The sequence below is a fragment of the Promicromonospora sp. AC04 genome (assembly GCF_003058225.1).
Lineage (GTDB): Bacteria > Actinomycetota > Actinomycetes > Actinomycetales > Cellulomonadaceae > Promicromonospora.
In genome coordinates this window covers 283,515-300,501 of record NZ_QBUG01000009.1, presented here as the reverse complement: position 1 = coordinate 300,501, position 16,987 = coordinate 283,515, and the positions used below count along the sequence as shown (strand labels likewise).

At 73.7% G+C, this 16,987-nt stretch carries 12 protein-coding genes and 1 pseudogene; 4 read left to right on the top strand and 9 right to left on the bottom strand.

Translation table 11 applies throughout. From position 1 onward, the window contains the following. Positions 1 to 178: 178 nt before the first annotated feature. The gene (locus tag C8K30_RS22915) at positions 179 to 1,984 is read left to right on the top strand and encodes a cholesterol oxidase substrate-binding domain-containing protein (RefSeq protein ID WP_108495188.1); all 1,806 of its coding nucleotides are present in this window, start codon (positions 179 to 181) and stop codon (positions 1,982 to 1,984) included. A 91-nt stretch (positions 1,985 to 2,075) separates the two neighbouring features. On the opposite strand, the gene pntB is transcribed toward C8K30_RS22915, so the two are convergent. The 3 genes from pntB to C8K30_RS22900 form a co-directional block, all read right to left on the bottom strand. Further along, positions 2,076 to 3,488: a Re/Si-specific NAD(P)(+) transhydrogenase subunit beta gene (gene pntB / locus C8K30_RS22910; RefSeq protein ID WP_108495187.1), complete on the bottom strand. Its 1,413-nt coding sequence runs from the start codon at positions 3,486 to 3,488 to the stop codon at positions 2,076 to 2,078. Beyond that, entirely contained in the window at positions 3,485 to 5,125 is a 1,641-nt protein-coding gene (locus tag C8K30_RS22905; RefSeq protein ID WP_108495186.1) for a Re/Si-specific NAD(P)(+) transhydrogenase subunit alpha, read from the bottom strand. The genes pntB and C8K30_RS22905 overlap by 4 nt, the downstream gene beginning before the upstream one ends. A gap of 72 nt (positions 5,126 to 5,197) precedes the next feature. Then, complete coding sequence (locus C8K30_RS22900) at positions 5,198 to 6,475, bottom strand: cytochrome P450 (RefSeq protein ID WP_158281106.1); 1,278 nt, start codon at positions 6,473 to 6,475, stop codon at positions 5,198 to 5,200. A 307-nt stretch (positions 6,476 to 6,782) separates the two neighbouring features. On the opposite strand from C8K30_RS22900, the gene C8K30_RS22895 reads away from it, so the two are divergent. Beyond that, complete coding sequence (locus tag C8K30_RS22895) at positions 6,783 to 7,547, top strand: IclR family transcriptional regulator (protein WP_108495184.1); 765 nt, start codon at positions 6,783 to 6,785, stop codon at positions 7,545 to 7,547. Between the two features lie 89 nt (positions 7,548 to 7,636). On the opposite strand, the pseudogene C8K30_RS22890 reads toward C8K30_RS22895, so the two are convergent. The 4 genes and pseudogenes from C8K30_RS22890 to C8K30_RS22875 form a co-directional block, all read right to left on the bottom strand. Further along, positions 7,637 to 8,335 (bottom strand): annotated as a pseudogene (locus tag C8K30_RS22890) (sigma-70 family RNA polymerase sigma factor); the annotation flags it as partial. Further along, complete coding sequence (locus tag C8K30_RS22885; RefSeq protein WP_199230649.1) at positions 8,335 to 8,640, bottom strand: hypothetical protein; 306 nt, start codon at positions 8,638 to 8,640, stop codon at positions 8,335 to 8,337. The pseudogene C8K30_RS22890 and the gene C8K30_RS22885, both read right to left, overlap by 1 nt. Beyond that, positions 8,637 to 9,554, bottom strand: a complete 918-nt coding sequence (locus C8K30_RS22880) for a diacylglycerol kinase family protein (protein ID WP_108495183.1) — start codon at positions 9,552 to 9,554, stop codon at positions 8,637 to 8,639. The genes C8K30_RS22885 and C8K30_RS22880 overlap by 4 nt, the downstream gene beginning before the upstream one ends. Positions 9,555 to 9,608: 54 nt before the next feature. Further along, complete coding sequence (locus C8K30_RS22875; protein WP_233257379.1) at positions 9,609 to 11,228, bottom strand: FAD-binding oxidoreductase; 1,620 nt, start codon at positions 11,226 to 11,228, stop codon at positions 9,609 to 9,611. Between the two features lie 110 nt (positions 11,229 to 11,338). Between C8K30_RS22875 and C8K30_RS22870 the strand changes: the two genes are divergently transcribed. Beyond that, entirely contained in the window at positions 11,339 to 11,959 is a 621-nt protein-coding gene (locus C8K30_RS22870; RefSeq protein ID WP_108495182.1) for a TetR/AcrR family transcriptional regulator, read from the top strand. A gap of 58 nt (positions 11,960 to 12,017) precedes the next feature. After that, complete coding sequence (locus C8K30_RS22865; protein WP_108495181.1) at positions 12,018 to 13,610, top strand: glycerol-3-phosphate dehydrogenase/oxidase; 1,593 nt, start codon at positions 12,018 to 12,020, stop codon at positions 13,608 to 13,610. 1 nt (position 13,611) lies between these two features. Here C8K30_RS22865 and C8K30_RS22860 read toward each other — a convergent pair whose 3' ends face one another. Together C8K30_RS22860 and C8K30_RS22855 are read right to left on the bottom strand one after the other, a co-directional pair. Next, positions 13,612 to 14,346 (bottom strand): phosphatase PAP2 family protein, encoded by a 735-nt coding sequence (locus tag C8K30_RS22860; protein WP_158281105.1) that lies wholly within the window; start codon positions 14,344 to 14,346, stop codon positions 13,612 to 13,614. 117 nt (positions 14,347 to 14,463) lie between these two features. Then, positions 14,464 to 16,977 (bottom strand): glycoside hydrolase N-terminal domain-containing protein, encoded by a 2,514-nt coding sequence (locus tag C8K30_RS22855; protein ID WP_108495179.1) that lies wholly within the window; start codon positions 16,975 to 16,977, stop codon positions 14,464 to 14,466. Between the last annotated feature and the right edge of the window lie 10 nt (positions 16,978 to 16,987).

Here is a 16,987-nt window from a genome sequence, read left to right as displayed (position 1 = left end):
CACTCGGCCTCCGCACTGAGGGACTGCGCCGGACTTTCCTGGCGCGACCCTTTATACCAAGTCGTTACCGCGCGATGTCAGCGCGTCACCCTCAATTCACCCACATATGACTACTCGAATGCAAAAGGCGCTGGGCACGGACCTGGTGTCGGGAACCGGATAGCCATACATTCGGGTGATGTCCGATCAATCGGAACTATCGCCAGGCCCTGCCACCCCCGCCGATCCCGCTTCGTCCTCCGGCCTCTCCCGCCGTGGTGTGCTGCGCGCGGCAGCTGCCGGAGCGTTGGGCATCCCGCTCGGCGCCGCAACCACCGGGGCCACCGCGGCGTCCGCCGCCGTCCCGGCAGCCGCCGTCTCGGGCGCCGCACCCGAGCTTCCGGCCGGGCTCCTGCCCTACCTCTCCCCCTACATCAACTGGGCCGGCGAGATCACCCACGCAGGACTGTGGGCCTGCGCACCCCGCACCGGTCAGGACCTCGCCGACCTCGCCAACTGGGCCTGGGCCAACGGCTGGCGGCTGCGCGCCCGGGGCAAGTCCCACAACTGGTCACCCCTGACCATCACCTCGGACACCGAGCACGACGCGCAGGTCCTCCTGCTGGACACCACCAAGCACCTGACCCACATGGAGCTCACCACCCCGCCCGACGGCGCCCCCGGCGCGGTGCGTGCGCAGACCGGAGTGACCCTCGAGACTCTGCTGGCCTTCCTCGCCGACAACGGGCTGGGCGTCACCAACACTCCCGCACCGGGGGAGCTGACCCTGGGCGGCACGCTGGCGATCGACGCCCACGGCACGAGTGTCCCCGCGGACGGCGAGCCCGCCCGCCCCGGCCACACCTACGGCAGTCTCAGCAACCTCGTCCTGTCCCTCACCGCCGTCGTCTGGGACCCGGACCAGGACGCCTACGTCGTACGGACCTTCCGCCGGGGAACCGACGAGGAGTGCGAAGCGCTGGCCGCCCACCTCGGGCGCGGCCTCGTCGTGGAAGCCGAGATCCAGGTGGGCGAGGAGATCCCGCTGCGCTGTCAGAGCCGCGTCGACCTCACCGCCGACGAGCTCTTCGCCGCGCCGGGCAGCGCCCTCGCCGCCCGCGGAAACACCTTCGCCGACTTCATGGCCGAGTCGGGGCGGGTGGAGACGATCTGGTTCGCCTTCACCGACCGGCCCTGGCTCAAGGTGTGGAGCCTCAGCCCTGAGCGCCCGCTCACCTCCCGGCAGGTGTACGCGCCGTACAACTACCCGTTCAGCGACGTCATCCCGACCCCGGTCTCGCGGCTGGTGGGGCTCCTCGTCGGCGGCTCCTGGCACCTCGCGCCGGTCCTCGGCGCCGCGCAGTACACGGTGGCGGCGACCGGGCTGACCGCCACCTTCGCGACGGACCTGTGGGGCCCCGCCTACACCCTCCAGTTCTACCTGCGCCCCACCACGCTTCGGGAGACCGCCAACGGGTACGGGATCCTCACCAGCCGCGCCGACGTCCAGCGCGTCGTCTCCGAGTTCGCCGCCTTCTACCAGGAGCGGCTGACGGCCTGGGCCGCGGCAGGCAGGTTCCCGGTCAACGGGCAGGTGGAGATCAGGGTCAGCGGCCTCGACCAGCCCGACGACTCCGCGGCGCCGGGCGCCCGTCCGCCGCTGCTCTCCGTCGTCCGCCCGCACCCCGACCACCCCGAGTTCGACTGCGCGGTGTGGGTGGACGTGCTGACCCAGCCGACCTCACCCGGGGCCCACGAGTTCTACCAGGAGCTCGAGGACTTCCTGATGAGCACCTTCGACGGCGGTTACGCGCTCACGCGCGTCGAGTGGTCCAAGGGCTGGGGCTATACGGATACGGCGGCCTGGGCCGACGAACAGGTCATCGAGTCCGCGGTACCCGCTTCGTACGGCGTCGGCCAGTGGTCCGAGGCCGTCGCCATCCTGGACCGGCTCGATCCGCACGGGGTCTTCGGCAACGGCTTCACGGACCGGCTGGTGCGCTGAGCGCTCAGAGCGCCCTGCCTTCTGCCGCTCTTCCTCGGCCGCCGCCCGGTCCGGGCCTCGTCCCTCGGTCCGGACCGGGCGCCGCCTGTCGTCAGAGCGCCTGGACTATCAGCTCCACCTGGTCCTTCGCGTCCCCGAACAGCATGGCGGTGTTCTCCCGGAAGAACAGCGGGTTCTGCACGCCCGCGTACCCCGTCGCCATGGACCGCTTAAAGACGACGACCTCGCGGGCCCGCCACACCTCGAGCACCGGCATGCCCGCGATCGGTGAGGCCGGGTCGTCCTGCGCGGCCGGGTTCACGGTGTCGTTGGCGCCGATCACCAGCACGACGTCGGTGCCAGCGAAGTCGTCGTTGATCTCGTCCATGCCGAGCACCTGGTCGTACGGCACCTTCGCCTCGGCGAGCAGCACGTTCATGTGGCCCGGCAGCCGGCCGGCCACCGGATGGATCCCGAACCGCACGGTGGTCCCGCGCGCAGTCAGCCGGGCGACGAGGTCCGCCACGGGGTACTGGGCCTTCGCCACGGCCATGCCGTAGCCCGGCACCACTATCACCGAGCGGGCGGCGGTCAGCCGGTCGGCCACCTCGAGCGCCGTCGTCTCGCGGTAGGTGCCCGGCTCGGCCGCGCCGCCCGGGGCGACCGCGCCGCCCTCGGCGCCGAACCCGCCCAGGATCACGCTCACGAACGACCGGTTCATCGCCCGGCACATGAGGTAGCTGAGGATCGCACCCGACGACCCGACGAGCGCACCCGTGATGATGAGCAGGTCGTTGCCCAGCATGAATCCGGCCGCCGCGGCGGCCCAGCCGGAGTAGGAGTTCAGCATCGAGACGACGACAGGCATGTCGCCACCGCCGATCGCAGCAACCAGGTGCCAGCCCAGCGCCAGCGCCACCACGGTCATGAGCAGCAGCGGGACCAGGCCCGAGGCACCGGCCGTGAGGAACCACCACAGCAGCCCCGCGCACGCCACGAGCGCGGCCAGGTTGAGCCAGTTGCGGCCGGGCAGCAGCAGCGGCGACGACCTGAGCCGGGCCGACAGCTTCCCGAACGCCACCACGGACCCGGTGAAGGTCACGGCCCCGATCAGCACCCCCAGGAACACCTCGACGAGGTGCACGGTCGCGCCGCTGCCCGCCCCGCTCGCGGGCTCGGTCAGGTAGGACCCGAAGCCCACCAGCACGGCCGCCGCGCCCACGAACGAGTGCAGCAGGGCGATGAGCTCGGGCATCTGCGTCATCTCGACGGTCCGCGCCCGCCACGTGCCCACCGCCGCGCCCACCAGGAGGACCAGCAGGATCAGTCCGGCCGTCACGCCGACCGGGCGCTCGGACCGGTCCAGCGCGAGCGCCACCGTCGCCACCAGGGCGAGCCCCATGCCGGTCATGCCGAGCAGCACGCCGCGCCGTGCGGTCTCCTGCTTCGACAGCCCGGCCAGCGACAGCACGAACAGCACCGCGGCCACCAGGTACACCGCCTGGACCACCGACTCGACGCTCACCGGGCGCTCCCCTCGCCGGCGCCGGCCCGGGGGCCGCCCCGGCGGAACATCGCGAGCATGCGGTGGGTCACGAGGAACCCGCCGAAGATGTTGATGCTCGCCACGGCCGACGCCAGCACGGCCAGCGTGGTCACCACCGGGTCCGCCGAGCCGATCTGCAGCATCCCGCCGACCAGGATGATCCCGGAGATCGCGTTGGTCTGGGACATGAGCGGGGTGTGCAGCGCGTGGCTGACGTGCGAGATCACGTAGAACCCGACCACGACGGCCAGCGCGAGCACGGTGAAGTGCGCGGCCTGGTCGGCGGGCGACGCCGCCACGGCGAGCGCGCCCAGCACGGCGCCGAGACCGATCAGCACGGCCCGCGTGATCCTCGGTGATCTGGCTCCGGCCCCACCCGGTCGAGACTCCGGCGAGCCAGCCTCGGCCCGCGACCGGGGCCCGCCAGAAGATCCCGCCAGCGACTGGGCCTCGGCGGGCGCCGAGACCGCCACCGGGGGCGGCGGCCACAGCACCTCGCCGCCCCGGGCAACCGTCATGCCACGCACGACGACGTCGTCCGGGTCGAGCGCGAGGCGACCGTCGCGCGCCGGTGTGCCGAGCTGGACGAGGTTGGCGACGGCCGTGCCGAGCAGCTCGGAGGTGTGCCGGGGCATGCGGTCGGGCAGGTCGGTGTACCCGAGGATCACCACGCCGTTGTCGCTGACCACCCGCCTGCCCGGCACCGTCAGCTCGCAGTTGCCGCCGCCCGGCGCCGCGAGGTCGACGATCACGCTGCCCGGCCGCATGTTCGCGACCATCTCGGCGGTGATCGTCGTGGGCGCGGTCCCGCGCACGAGCGCCGTCGTGACGACGATGTCGGCGGCGGCCGTCTCGACGCCGTACGCCCGCAGCGCCGCCGCCTCCTGGTCCGTGGTGAGCGCTGAGGCGTAACCGTCGGCGCTGACCTGCTGCGCGGCGTCGTCGGCCCGGACGACCGTCGCGCCCATGGACTCGATCTGCTCGGCGACCTCCGGGCGGACGTCGAAGGCGCGCACCTGCGCGCCGAGGCTCCCCGCCGCGCCGATGGCCGCGAGCCCGGCCACCCCCGCGCCGATCACGAAGACGTTGGCGGGCGGGGTGGTGCCCGCCGCGGTGACCTGGCCGGAGAACATGCCGCCGAACTCGGCGGCGGCCTCGACGACCGCCCGGTACCCCGCGACGTTCGACAGCGCGCTCAGCACGTCGAGCGACTGCGCCCGGGAGATGCGCGGCACGGCGTCCAGGGCGAGGGCGGTGACGCCGCGGTTGGCGAGCGCGCGCACCAGCTCCGGGCGGGTCGCGTGAGCGATCTGGGCGATGAGGACCGCTCCGATCCGCAGCCCGTCGGGGCCTCGGGCGCCGGGCCGCAGGCCCGCAGGCCCGGGGGCGGCCAGCTCGTCGGGCGCCCGGGTGACGGCCACGATGTCGGCGGCCCACGCGACGGCGTCGGGCACGACGACGGCGCCCGCCGCCTCGTAGGCCGCGTCCGGGAAGCCCGCCCCGGCCCCGGCGCCCGCCGCCACGGCGACCTCGTAGCCGAGACCGACCAGCCGGGCAGTGGTCGCGGGGGTGGCGGGCACGAGCGGCCCGCCGTCGTCCGGTATGCCGATGCGCATGTGACCCTCCTTGCTCACCTGCGCAACCTACCGCCTACCACTGACGACGCCGGTCCGGGCACCAGCCGGTGGCTATGCCGACTCCACCGGCACCGGGAAGGTGACCGGGATGCTCACGGGCTGGCGGATCCACAGCGTCTGGTCCCAGGTGATGTCGGCGGCGGGGATCCGGAGGACGACGTCCAGCCGGCGCAGGATGGTCTCGATGGCGATCCGCGCGATCACGCGCGCCGTGCGGGGCGCCGGGCAGGTGTGCGGGCCGGTGCCGAACGACACGTGGGCGCGGCTGCCGAGATGGTCCCACGGGTCGCCCGTGTCCATGCGCGGGTCGGTGTTCGCGGCGTGGATCGACAGGATGAGCGGGTCGCCCGCCGCGATGAGCTTGTCGTCGATCACGATGTCCTGGCGGGCGAAGCGCGGCAGGGTGTTGATCGTCGGGGTGGAACGCCACAGCACCTCGTCCATCGCGCTGTCCAGGTCGATGCGGCCGCCGTGCAGCCGTCCCGAGAACCGCGCGTCCGTGAGGGTCAACAGCAGGGTCTGCGCCACCCAGGCCGTGAGCGTGAGGTTGCCCGAGTAGGCAACGGTCAGCAGGGTGTGGGCGACCTCGATGTCCGCCCGCATGTTCGGGTGCGCGACCAGCGAGCTGGCGAGGTCCCGCCTCGGGAGCTCCCGGCGGGCCGCCACGAGGTCGCCGAGCATCCGGTCGACCTCGGCCACCGCGGGCGCGGCGTCGTCGCCGCCCCCGACGACCCTGCGCGTCAGGTCGAACAGGCGCTGCCCGTCCTCCGGGTCGAAGCCGATCATGTCGGCGATGACGAGGTACGGGATCACCGACGCGTACTCGAGCATCAGGTCCGCGCGGCCGCGGTCCTCGAAGCGGTCGATGAGGAGGTTGCAGAAGGACCGCGCCTTCGCCGCGGTGATGCCCTCGGAGACCTGCTCGAACGCGTCGTCGAGGGGCTCGCGCAGGCGCAGCCGGAGCGCGCCGTCGGCGTGGTTGGCTGCAAAGCGCTGCTGCGACGTGAAGAAGGGGCGCAGGCCCGACGTCCGCGGCAGGCCGCCGTGCGCGTGCCCGCTCCACGTCTGCGGGTTGGTGGCGAAGACGTGCTCGTTGCGCATCACGTCGTAGACCAGCCGCTGCCCCATGACCAGCCATGCGGGCACCCCGGGCTCCAGCTCGACCGGGGCCACCTCGCCCCACTCGCTCTCGAGCTCGTCGTAGAACTCGCGCGGGTCGGCCAGCGCCGACGCTCGCACCAGCGGCTTCAGGCCGGTGACGCCGCTGAGCCGCAGCGGCTTGGTGCCACGCCAGGGGCGCTCGGGGGTGTTGTGCAGGTCATTGAGCACTATGGCCGGCCCTCTCGCGGGAGATCCCTGCCCGCGCGGACGGGCCGAATACTGCGAGGGTACTTGCCGGACATCACCCGGTTCAGGTAATTTCATTGTTTCGTCTTATCTGTGCATCTTCATCGATCGCGCCGGGTGAAACTGGCCGGGATCCCACCTTGCATCGTGACCTCGGCTGTGCCCGTGGCTACCATGTGAGCGAGGGCACACACACTGTTGCACCCTCGATCCACCCTGTCGAGACCCTTCCGGTCGAGACGAAGTATAAAAGGCACCGTCGGTCACCACCGACGAGCAAGGGGGGCACGTGACACTGGACTCCGAGCGGGAGCGCCCGGACGACCTGGTTCAGAGTGTCGGTCGCGCCTTCCGCGTGCTCGAGGTCGTCACCCGTTTTCCCGGCCTGCCCGTCAAGGCGATCGCACGCCGCAGCGGCCTCAACCTCTCCACCACCTACCACCTGGTGCGCACGCTCGCCTACGAGGGTTACGTGACCCGCCTCAAGGACGGCACCTACGACGTCGGCGAGCAGGTGAGCCACCGGTTCTACGAGCAGCTCGGCTCCCTCGGCCGAGGCCCCGACACCCGCGAGGCGCTGCGCCACCTCGCCCAGACCAGCGGTTACAGCGCGTACCTGGGCCGCATCAGCGCGGGCCGCGTGGTCGTGGTCGACTACGCGGAGGCTCCTGGATCGCCGTACATCGAGGACCTGGAGCGCGGGCTCGACGTCGCCTCGCACGCCACGGCGCTCGGCAAGGCCCTGCTGCTCGGCATGTCCCGCCGGGAGCGCCACGAGCTGGTGGCCGAGGCCGGGATGCGCAAGTTCACCGCGCGCACCGCCCTCGACGTCACGACGCTCGAGGCGCAGCTCGCCCGGCTGCGGCCCAACACCGTTATCGAGGAGCACGGGGAGTTCCGCGACGACATCACCTGCGCCGCCCACCTCATCCCCCGCCGCCGCCCCGGCGACGACACCACCTGGGCCCTCGGGCTCTGCATCCCGGGCGAGATGGTGCCCCTGCAGGCCCGCCGCGAGCTGAGCCTGGTGGCGGGAGACCTCGCGATCGTCTGACCGGCCGCCATGACCGGCGCCCCGTCGAGGAGGTACAGCGCGCCCAGCGCTCCGTTGATCTCGGCTGGGACCACCTCCATGCGCGCCATCGTCTCGTCGTTGGCGAACGCGATCAGCGCGCGGGCCACCTTGTCGGCGCCCCGGACGATCCGGCGCGCGGCCCGGACGACGCCGCCGCCGTCGGTCACGAGCTCCACCTCGGGGGCGAGCGCGGCCAGCACGCCGGCCACGTCGCCGGTGCGGCACGCGGTCAGGAACCGTTCGGTGGCCTCGGCGTGCTGGGGGCCCGCCGGCGTGTAGCGCGGCCGCCGCGCCCGCACGTGCTCGCGGGCCCGGTGCGCGGTCTGCCGCACGGCGGCGACGTCGCGGTCGAGCACCTCGGCGACCTCCTGGTACGGCAGGTGGAACACCTCGCGCAGCACGAACACCGCCCGCTCCACGGGAGACAGCGTCTCCAGCACCACGAGCAGCGCCAGCGAGACCTCCTCCGCGCGCTCGACCGGGAGGGCGGCGTCGGGCGTGGTGAGGATCGGGTCGGGCAGCCAGGGGCCGACGTACGTCTCGCGCGACCGCTGCAGCGTACGGAGCCGGTTCAGCGCGAGCCGCGTGGTGATGCGCACCAGGTAGGCCCGCGGTTCGACGACGTCGGACCGGTCGCTCGCCGACCAGCGCAGCCACGTCTCCTGCACCACGTCCTCGGCGTCGGCCGCCGCACCGAGCAGCTCGTAGGCGACGGTGAACAGGAGGCGGCGGTTCTCCGTGAACGGCTGCGTGAGATCGTCGGGCACTAGGACTCCCCGACCTGGGCGAGGGCGCCACCGAACGGGACCTCGCACCGGTCGCTGAAGCCCTGGGTGCTGAGCCCCATGGCCGAGTTGACCCGGCTGCGCAGGTTCTCCACCGCGACGATCGCGACGAGCTCCGTGAAGGCCTCCGCGCCGAGGGCGTCGGTCAGGCACGCGGCGAGGGCGTCGTCGACGGTCGGCGGGGTCGCCGTCTCGGCCTCGGCGAACGCCAGCACGTCCCGCTCCAGGTCGGTGAACCGCTCGCTCGACATCCGACGCACGCGGCCGGCAGTAGCTCGAATCGTCACGCCGGGACGCAGAGGGTCAGTGCCTCCCGGTGCGCCTCGATCGTCACCGGGACGGGCCCCACGTGCTCGCCGTCGGCGTACGTGACGAGCCCCGCCGGGGCCTCCAGCCGGATCGCGGAGGCCCGCAGCGTCGTGACGTCCGGCCGCCCGACGTGCGTGCCCGCCTTGATGAGCGCGTCGAACGCGAGGACCTTGAACCGGCCGACGGCGTGCACCAGGGTCACGTCGAGGAGCCCGTCCGTCGGGTCGGCGTCCGGGCAGATCGGCACGCCGCCGCCGTAGGTCTTCGTCAGGCCGATCGCGAGCATGTACCCGTCCTGCTCCAGCGACGGCGCGCCCACCGGGTGCAGCCGGTAGGCGAACTTCCGCAGCCGCAGCCACTCGAGGTAGACGGCCACCTTGTAACGGGCGGGGCCCGTGGGCCACGTCATGCGGTTGGTGCGCTCGTTGGTCAGCGAGTCCAGGCCCGCGCACAGCACGGTGACGAAGTGGCGCACCGTGCCGTCGTCGGCCGTGATGGTGCCCGTGTCCACGCGGCGGCGGACGCCGTCGAGCGCGAGGTCCGCGGCAGCCGCGGCGTCGTCCAGGGGGATGCCGTGCTCGCGGGCGAGGTCGTTGCCCGTGCCGCCGGGGATCACGGCCAGCGGGATGCCCGACTCCAGGAGGGACGGCAGCACCGACGAGACGGTCCCGTCACCGCCGGCCACCACGAGCACGTCGGGTCGCTCGTCGACGGCCCGCTTGCCGAGCGCGACGGTCTCGGTCTCGCTGGCGCCCTGGTAGACCCGGACGTCGGCGCCCCGGGCCCGCAGCCGCTCGATCGCGACGTGCCCGCTGTCCGCGCCGACGCCGCGCCCCGAGACGGGGTTCACGAGCACCGCGACGTGCCCGGCCCCGCCTGACTGCTCTGTCATGTCAGCTCCATGCGCCCGCCGTCGGACACCGTCGAGAAACGTGGTGGCCGAAACCTACCCGACCGTGCGCTGCATCAGAGCGCCCGGGTTCATGATCCCCGCCGGGTCCAGCTCGGCCTGCACCGCCCGGAGCATGCGGATACCGGCCTCGCCGATCTCCCACTCGAGCCAGGGCGCGTGGTCCGTGCCGACGCCGTGATGGTGGCTGATTGTGCCGCCCTCCCCCATGATCGCGTCGTTCGCCCGGGACTTGACCCGGCTCCACGGCTCCAGCGGCTCGGCGCCGAGGCCAGCGATCACCGTGAAGTACAGCGAGGCGCCCGTCGGGTACACGTGCGAGATGTGGCAGAGGATGCGGTTGCGCGCGCGCTCGTCCGCGAACCCCGCCGCCAGCGCCTCGGTGGCCGCGGCCTTCAGCGCGTGCAGGTTCGACCAGGTGGTGGCGGTCTCCAGCGTCTCGCAGAACACGCCCGCGGCGAGCAGCGCGTCACGCAGGTACGGCGCCCTGAACCGGCCGTGGTCCCAGGCCGCGGCGAGCTTCGCGGCGGCGGGCGTGCCGCCCGCCTCGCGCAGCACGCGGGTGGTGGCCTCGCGGCGGGCCGCGGCCAGGTCGGCGGGCCCCTCGTGCAGCACGACGGCGGAGCAGCCCCTGGCCAGCGCCTTGCCGATGTTGCCGACCTGGGCCAGGGAGACGGCCGTCTCCGCCTCGTCGGACAGGCGGATCACCGTAGGGCCCGTGCCGAGCTGCGCCACGCGGCGCAGGGCGTCGGCGCCGGTGGCGAAGTCACCGAAGGTCCAGGCGTCGAACAGCCGCGCCTCGGGGGTGGGGTGCACGCGCAGGCGCACCTGGGTGATCACGCCGAACGTGCCCTCCGAGCCGAGGAACCAGCGCACCAGGTCCGGCCCGGCGGCCGAGCCGGGCGCCCGGCCCAGGTCGAGCGTGCCCGTAGGGGTCACCACCCGCAGGCCGGTGACCATGGCGTCGAACCGCCCGTACCCGGCGGAGTTCTGGCCGGAGGACCGCATGGCGGCGAACCCGCCGAGCGTCGCGAACTCGAAGCTCTGCGGGAAGTGCCCCAGCTCGAAGCCCCGCTCCGCCAGCGCCGTCTCGGCGTCCGGCGCCCGCGTCCCGGCATGGAAGGTCGCCTCGTGGGCGACGTCGTCCAGCGCGACCAGACCGGACAGGCGGCGCAGGTCGAGGCTGACCACGCCCCGGTGCGGTCCGGCGGCGGGCTCGAGGCCGCCGGTCACGGCGGTCCCGCCGCCGAACGGCACGACCGCGAGCCCGCGCTCGCCCGCGACGGCCAGCACGGCGGCCACCTGGTCCTCGGTCCCCGGCAGCACCACGGCGCCCGGCGCCACCTGCTCCGGCTGCCGGCGCCGCAGCAGGTCCGGCGTGGACTTGCCGCCGGCGTGCAGCAGGCGGACGTCGTGGCCGGTGTCCACGTGGGCCGCGCCGACGGCGGTGGCCAGCGCCGCCAGGTCGGCGTCGGGCAGGGGCGGGGTGCTGATCGCGACCTCGGCGAGGCGCGGTGCGGGCGGCGCCTTCGGCATCCGCCCGAGCATGGCCGTGAGCAGCAGCTTCACGCCGCCCGGGAGCCCGTGGGCCCGGGCCGGGTCGCCCCAGCCGTCCCACCGCATGTCGACGGGCTGGTTCTCCGGCAGCGTGCTCACGCGTCCTCCGTGTCGTGTCGTGCGTGTCGTGCGTGTCGTGCGCGTCGGGTCGCGATCGGGGCGGCTGGCGCTGGTCGCCCACCGTGACCCGCGTTACAGTGTTACACAAGATGACAATACGTAACGCATCCTCCGGGGCCCTGTCGCCGACGCCGGACGGCCCCGACGGCGCCCCCGACCGCACCGAGGCGCGCCTCCTGGAGGCCGCCTCCGAGCTGGTCGCCACCCGCGGCACGCGCGGCCTGTCCATCGCCGAGCTCGCCCGGGCCGCCGGCGTCTCCCGCCCCACGGTCTACCGCCGCTGGGAGTCCGCCGACGACGTGCTGCGTGCAGTCTTCGGCTACCGCGCGCAGCTCGTGCTCAACACCATCGGCCCGCAGGCCGCCGACCGCGCCACGATCGTCGACAAGGTGGTCCGGTTCGGCGAGCAGTTCCACGCCGACCCCGTGTTCGGGCGCCTCCTGGCCAGCGAGCCCGAGGTCTTCACCCGGTACACGTTCCAGCGGATCGGGCGGTCGCAGCGCGTGCTCCTGGAGTGGCTCGCCTCCGCCATCGGCGCCGCGCAGCAGGGCGGCACGGTCCGGGCCGGGTCCGCCACGGACATGGCGGTAATGGTCCTGCTCATCTCCCAGTCGGTGGTGTTCTCCCACCAGACGGTGACCACGGTGATCGACGACGACGCCCTGCGCACCGAGCTCACGCACTCCCTCGACGGGTACCTCCGCCCCTGACCGGCACGCCGGTCCTCCGCCCCGCCCCAGCACCCGAAAACCCCCGGAAGCAGAACCGATGCAGCGCACCGCCCTCACCGCCCGACGCCGCGCGCGCGAGCTCGACGAGCTCGCCTCCGAGGCGGTCGACCTGCTCGTGGTCGGCGGGGGCGTGACCGGCGTCGGCGTGGCGCTCGACGCCGCCGCGCGCGGCCTGTCGGTCGCCCTCGTCGAGGCGCGGGACCTGGCCTGGGGCACCTCCAGGTGGAGCTCGAAGCTGGCGCACGGCGGCCTGCGGTACCTGGCGACGGGCGACGTCGGCGTGGCTCGCGAGAGCGCGCGCGAACGACACGTGCTGATGACGCGCACTGCCCCGCACCTGGTCCGCGCGCTGCCGCAGGTGCTGCCGCTCACCACGGGCGTCGGGCGGCGGCAGGGCATCACCGCGGGGATCGGGTTCGGCCTGGGCGACCTGCTGCGGCGCGACGCCGGGACGTCGTCCGACGTGCTGCCCCCGCCGCGGCTGGCCCGCCCGGGCGAGGCCGCGCGGCTGGTGCCGGCGGTCGCGCGCGAGCACCTGCACGGCGCGTGGATCGGGCACGACGGGCAGCTCGTCGACGACGCCCGGCTCGTCGTCGCGCTGGCCCGCAGCGCCGCCGGGCGCGGGGCGAAGATCCTGACCCGTGTCCGTGCTATCAGCCTGCGCGCGGACGGCGCGACCCTCCAGGACGTGCTCACCGGCGCCACCCTGACCGCGCGGGCCCGCGTGGTCGTGAACGCGACCGGCGTATGGGCCGGGACGGTGGACGCGTCGGTGCGGCTGCGGCCGAGCCGCGGCACGCACGTGGTGGTGCCCGCCGAGCGGCTGGGTCACCCGGCGGGCGCCCTCATGGTTCCGGTGCCCGGGTCCGGCTCGCGGTACGTGTTCGCGCTGCCGGTCCAGCTCGGGCGCGTGATCATCGGCCTCACCGACGTGGAGGCGCCCGGCGCCGTCCCCGACGTGCCGGTGCCCACGCAGCCCGAGATCGACTTCCTGCTGGCGACCGTGTCCCGCGCGCTGGAGCGCCCCCTGCTGCCCGACGACGTCGTAGGCGCCTTCGCGGGGCTGCGGCCCCTGGTTGACTCGGTCGGGTCGGGCGACGGCGCGGGCCTGGTGTCGTCCGACGTCTCGCGCAAGCACCTCGTGGAGGTGTCGCCGTCGACGGGTGCGGTGAACGTGCTGGGCGGCAAGCTGACGACGTACCGGACGATGGCCGAGGACGCCGTGGACCTGGCAGTCAAGCACGCCGGGCTCACCGCGGGGCCGTGCCGGACGGCGAACCTGCCCCTGGTCGGGGCGCCGGGCGCGCAGGGCGGCTGGCCGGGCGAGCCCGTCGAGACCCTGCTGGTCGGGGCGGCCTCGCTCGTCGCGCGGTACGGCACCGAGGCGGCTCAGGTGCTGGCCGTGGCGGCCCTGCCGGGTGCGGCGTCCGCCGTCGGGCAGGGGATCGAGGGCACGGAGCACCTGGACATCACGCGCGCCGAGATCGAGTGGGCGGTGACGCACGAGGGCGCGCTGGACGCGGACGACGTGCTCGACCGCCGCACCCGCATCGGCCTGGTCCCGGCGGACCGGGCGGCGGTGCGCGACGTCGTGGCAGAGCTGGTCGCTGAGGCGCTGGAGCGCCCCTGACCTAGCTCGCGGGCTCGCTCTCCCGTTTGTGGTGCGGGGCGCGCAGCACCGACAGCGCCACCATGCAGGCGATGAACCCGAGCAGCCAGCCGGCGGGGATGTCACTCAGCCAGTGGTAGTCCAGCCACGACATGAGGGCGCCCGCGATCACCACGACCACGGCGACCATGGGGATCAGCTTCCGCAGCCGGGAGACGTTCGGGTGCAGCCCGCTCTGGGAGTACAGCATGCACAGGATGAAGAAGCCGGTGAAGAACGTGTTCGACGCGTGACCCGACGGGAACGCCTGGCCGCCCGCGTGCAGCACGTCCATGTTGTGGTGCGGGCCGGTGCGGCCCAGGCCGAACTTCGTGCTGTAGCCGATCACGAAGATGGTCACGAGGCCCGACAGCACGGCCAGCATGGGTCGGCGCGTGGCGACGTCCCAGAACTTGCCGGGGCCGCCCTGCTTCCGCCCCACGTAGAAGGCGGTGCCGAACAGCATCGGGACCGTGGACAACCGTTCGCCGGTGATGGTCGCGACGATGTCGAGGAAGACCTTCTTCCATCCTTCCGGCATGTTCGCGTCCACGTAGTAGTGGAACTGCCAGTCCCAGGCGATGAACGGGCCGCGGACGACTACCTGCCAGATGAGGAAGACGAACACCAGTGACGCGATGACGGCCGCGACGAGGGAGCTGCGCCAGGTCGGACGGGTCGATGGGTCGAGAAGAGCCCCTGTTGAATGTGACTCCACGCGTGTAACACCTCTGCCGTCTGATTGCGCCATCGAGCCGATCCTACGGGTTTCAGGGTGAATATTCGGTACCAGAAATGTGTCTGACAGGGGCCGCGAGTGACGATCCCGGCACGGTCAAACCTGCCCGGAGGTGACGATATACCGCCCACCGACAGCAGTGTCCCAGGCCAGGCGCACACGGCCCGACGCCGCCGGCCGGACCGGGATGGTCGCGACCGTCTCTCCGGCCTCGTCCCGGACCACCGCGGACGTGCTGAGCGTCACGTCCACCACCACCCGCGGGCCCCCCGCCGTGACCGTCGCCTCCGTCAGCCGGCCGTCCCGCCAGGCGACGTCCACCACGTGCCCGCCGCGGCAGCGCAGCCCTCGCGCGTGGCCCGCGGACCACGACGGCGGCAGCGTCGGCAGCAGGCTGACCGCGCCGTCGTGGCTCTGCACCAGCAGCTCGGCGACGCCCGCCGTCGCGCCCAGGTTGCCGTCGATCTGGAACACCCAGCCCTCGGGCAGCCACTCGGCGGGGTGCAGGTCCAGCAGCGAGGCCGAGCTGAGGTCCTCGATCAGGATCGCCAGCGAGCGCTCCGCGAGCGCCGGGTCGCGCAGGCGCGCGGCCAGGCACAGGATCCAGGCCTGGCTCCAGCCGGTGTAGCCGGACCCGTGCTCGAGCCGGAGCCGCAGCGCCTCGCGCGCGGCCGCGAAGTGTTCGGGCGTGCGGGTCTCGGTGATGCGCGCGCCCGGGTACAGCCCGTACAGGTGCGAGAGGTGGCGGTGGCCCGGTTCCCCCGGCGTCCGCTCGGTCTCGTACTCGAGCAGGTCCCCGCCCGGGCCGACCTGGACGGGGCGCAGCCGCTCCAGGGCGTCGCGCGCCCGGGCGGCGAGTGCTTCGTCCGACGGCGGGGCACCGCCCTCCGTGTCGTCCGGGGCGCCGTCCTCGGCGGGCAGCGCGAGGAACCGGCCCAGCACCTCGGCGGCGAGCTCTTGGTCCATGGCGCACCCGGCGTCGACGGCGTACTCGTGCCCGTCGCGCACGAACGTGTGCTCCGGGGACGACGACGGGCTCACGACCAGGGGGCCCGCGCTGTCCTGCTGTCCGAGGCCCGTCGTGGAGTCGACCAGCATGCCGAGGGTGTGCTCGACCGCCGCCCGGTGGACGGGGAGCGCGGCGCGCGCCGCGGCGTCGGGTCCGGCGCCCGGCTCGGCGCCGTAGTCCAGGTGGTCCCCCAGGTGCGCGGCGAGCCAGGGCAGCGCCGACGGCCAGCTCGACCACTTCGGCTCGCCGGCGACGGGCGCGGTGAACCGCCACAGGTCGGTGTTGTGGTGCACGGCCGAGCCGCGGGTGCCGTAGAAGTCGCGCGCGGTGCGCCGTCCGGCGTCGGCCAGGTCTGCGACCAGGTCGAACAGGGGCTCGGCGAGGTCGGCCAGGCCGGTGGGCTCGGCGGGCCAGTAGGCCATCGGCAGGTTGATGTTGGTCGTCCAGTCGCAGCTCCAGGGCGGTAGCGGGTCGGCGTTCCAGATGCCCTGCAGGTTCAGGGGCTGCGTGCCGGGACGGGACCCCGCGATCATCAGGTAGCGCCCCAGGTGGAAGTACCGCTCGGCCGCGGCGGCGGCCGGGTCGTCCGACGCCGAGAGGTCCAGGTCGGCCCGGTCGTAGTAGGACCGGTGGTCGCTCTCGTGCTCGGCACGCAGGTCGGCAGTGGTGCGGCCGCGGGCGGCCTCGACGCGGGCGCGGGCCAGGGCGGTCAGGGAGCCGACGTCGGCGCTCGGGCGCTGGTCCGGGCCCCGGAACCCGCACTCGGCGGCGACGAGCAGGCGGGCGCCCTCGGCGGTCTGCTCGACGCAGGCGACCGCGGCGAACCCCATCCCGGCGGCGACGGTGCCGGCGGCGTCCGGGGCGTCGTCGGCGTACCGCACCACCTCGCCCGGCCCGGGCGTGACGAGTGCGGGCACCCGCCCGGTGGCGACGACCCAGCGCGCACCGTCCCGCTCGTCCTCGGTGATGCTCGCGGGATGATGCAGCTCGAACCCGACCGCCGACCGCCCCACCCCGAGCGCTGAGCGCTGGGTATCTGTTGGGTCGGGGGTCGGTTCGGCAGCGGATACCCCGCGCTCAGCGGGGGTGGTGGCGACCAGGACGGCGGCCGGGGCGGAGACGAAGACGTCCAGGCCGGCTTCGGCGTCGTCCGTGTGCTCGCCGTCGCCGCCCGTGTGGTCCCTGTCGTCGAGGCGGTACCGCACCGAAGCGGTCGCGCGGCGCAGGTCCAGGGTGCGGCGGTAGCCGGTGACGTGCTCCGGCGTCGGGCCGTATGCCCAGGTCAGGCGGGCGAGCGGCTGGTACGCCTGGACCCAGCGGTCCGAGAGGTTCGCGCGGGCGAGGCGATCGGCCTCGGCGTGGTCGCCCGCGGCGATCGCCTGCCGCAGCCGCACCACGGTGGCCGGGTCGGGCGGATCGACGACGGCGCTGTCCGGCCCGCCGGACCACAGCGTGTCGAGGTTGAGGTCCATCACCTCGGTGCCCGCGCCGCCGCGCAGCGCCGCCCCTAGAGTGCCGTTGCCCACCAGGAAGCTGTCGATGAACGTGGCGGAGGGCTCCCCCAGCTCGATCCGGTGCCGAGGCGCGTCGTTGCTGCTCATGCGGAGAATC

Bases quoted from the DNA above. Each gene is read 5' to 3' on its own strand.
- C8K30_RS22855 (WP_108495179.1), bottom strand. From the start codon at position 16,977: ATGAGCAGCAACGACGCGCCTCGGCACCGGATCGAGCTGGGGGAGCCC.
- C8K30_RS22905 (WP_108495186.1), bottom strand. From the start codon at position 5,125: ATGCGCATCGGCATACCGGACGACGGCGGGCCGCTCGTGCCCGCCACC.
- C8K30_RS22880 (WP_108495183.1), bottom strand. From the start codon at position 9,554: ATGACAGAGCAGTCAGGCGGGGCCGGGCACGTCGCGGTGCTCGTGAAC.
- C8K30_RS22915 (WP_108495188.1), top strand. From the start codon at position 179: ATGTCCGATCAATCGGAACTATCGCCAGGCCCTGCCACCCCCGCCGAT.
- C8K30_RS22865 (WP_108495181.1), top strand. From the start codon at position 12,018: ATGCAGCGCACCGCCCTCACCGCCCGACGCCGCGCGCGCGAGCTCGAC.
- C8K30_RS22870 (WP_108495182.1), top strand. From the start codon at position 11,339: ATGACAATACGTAACGCATCCTCCGGGGCCCTGTCGCCGACGCCGGAC.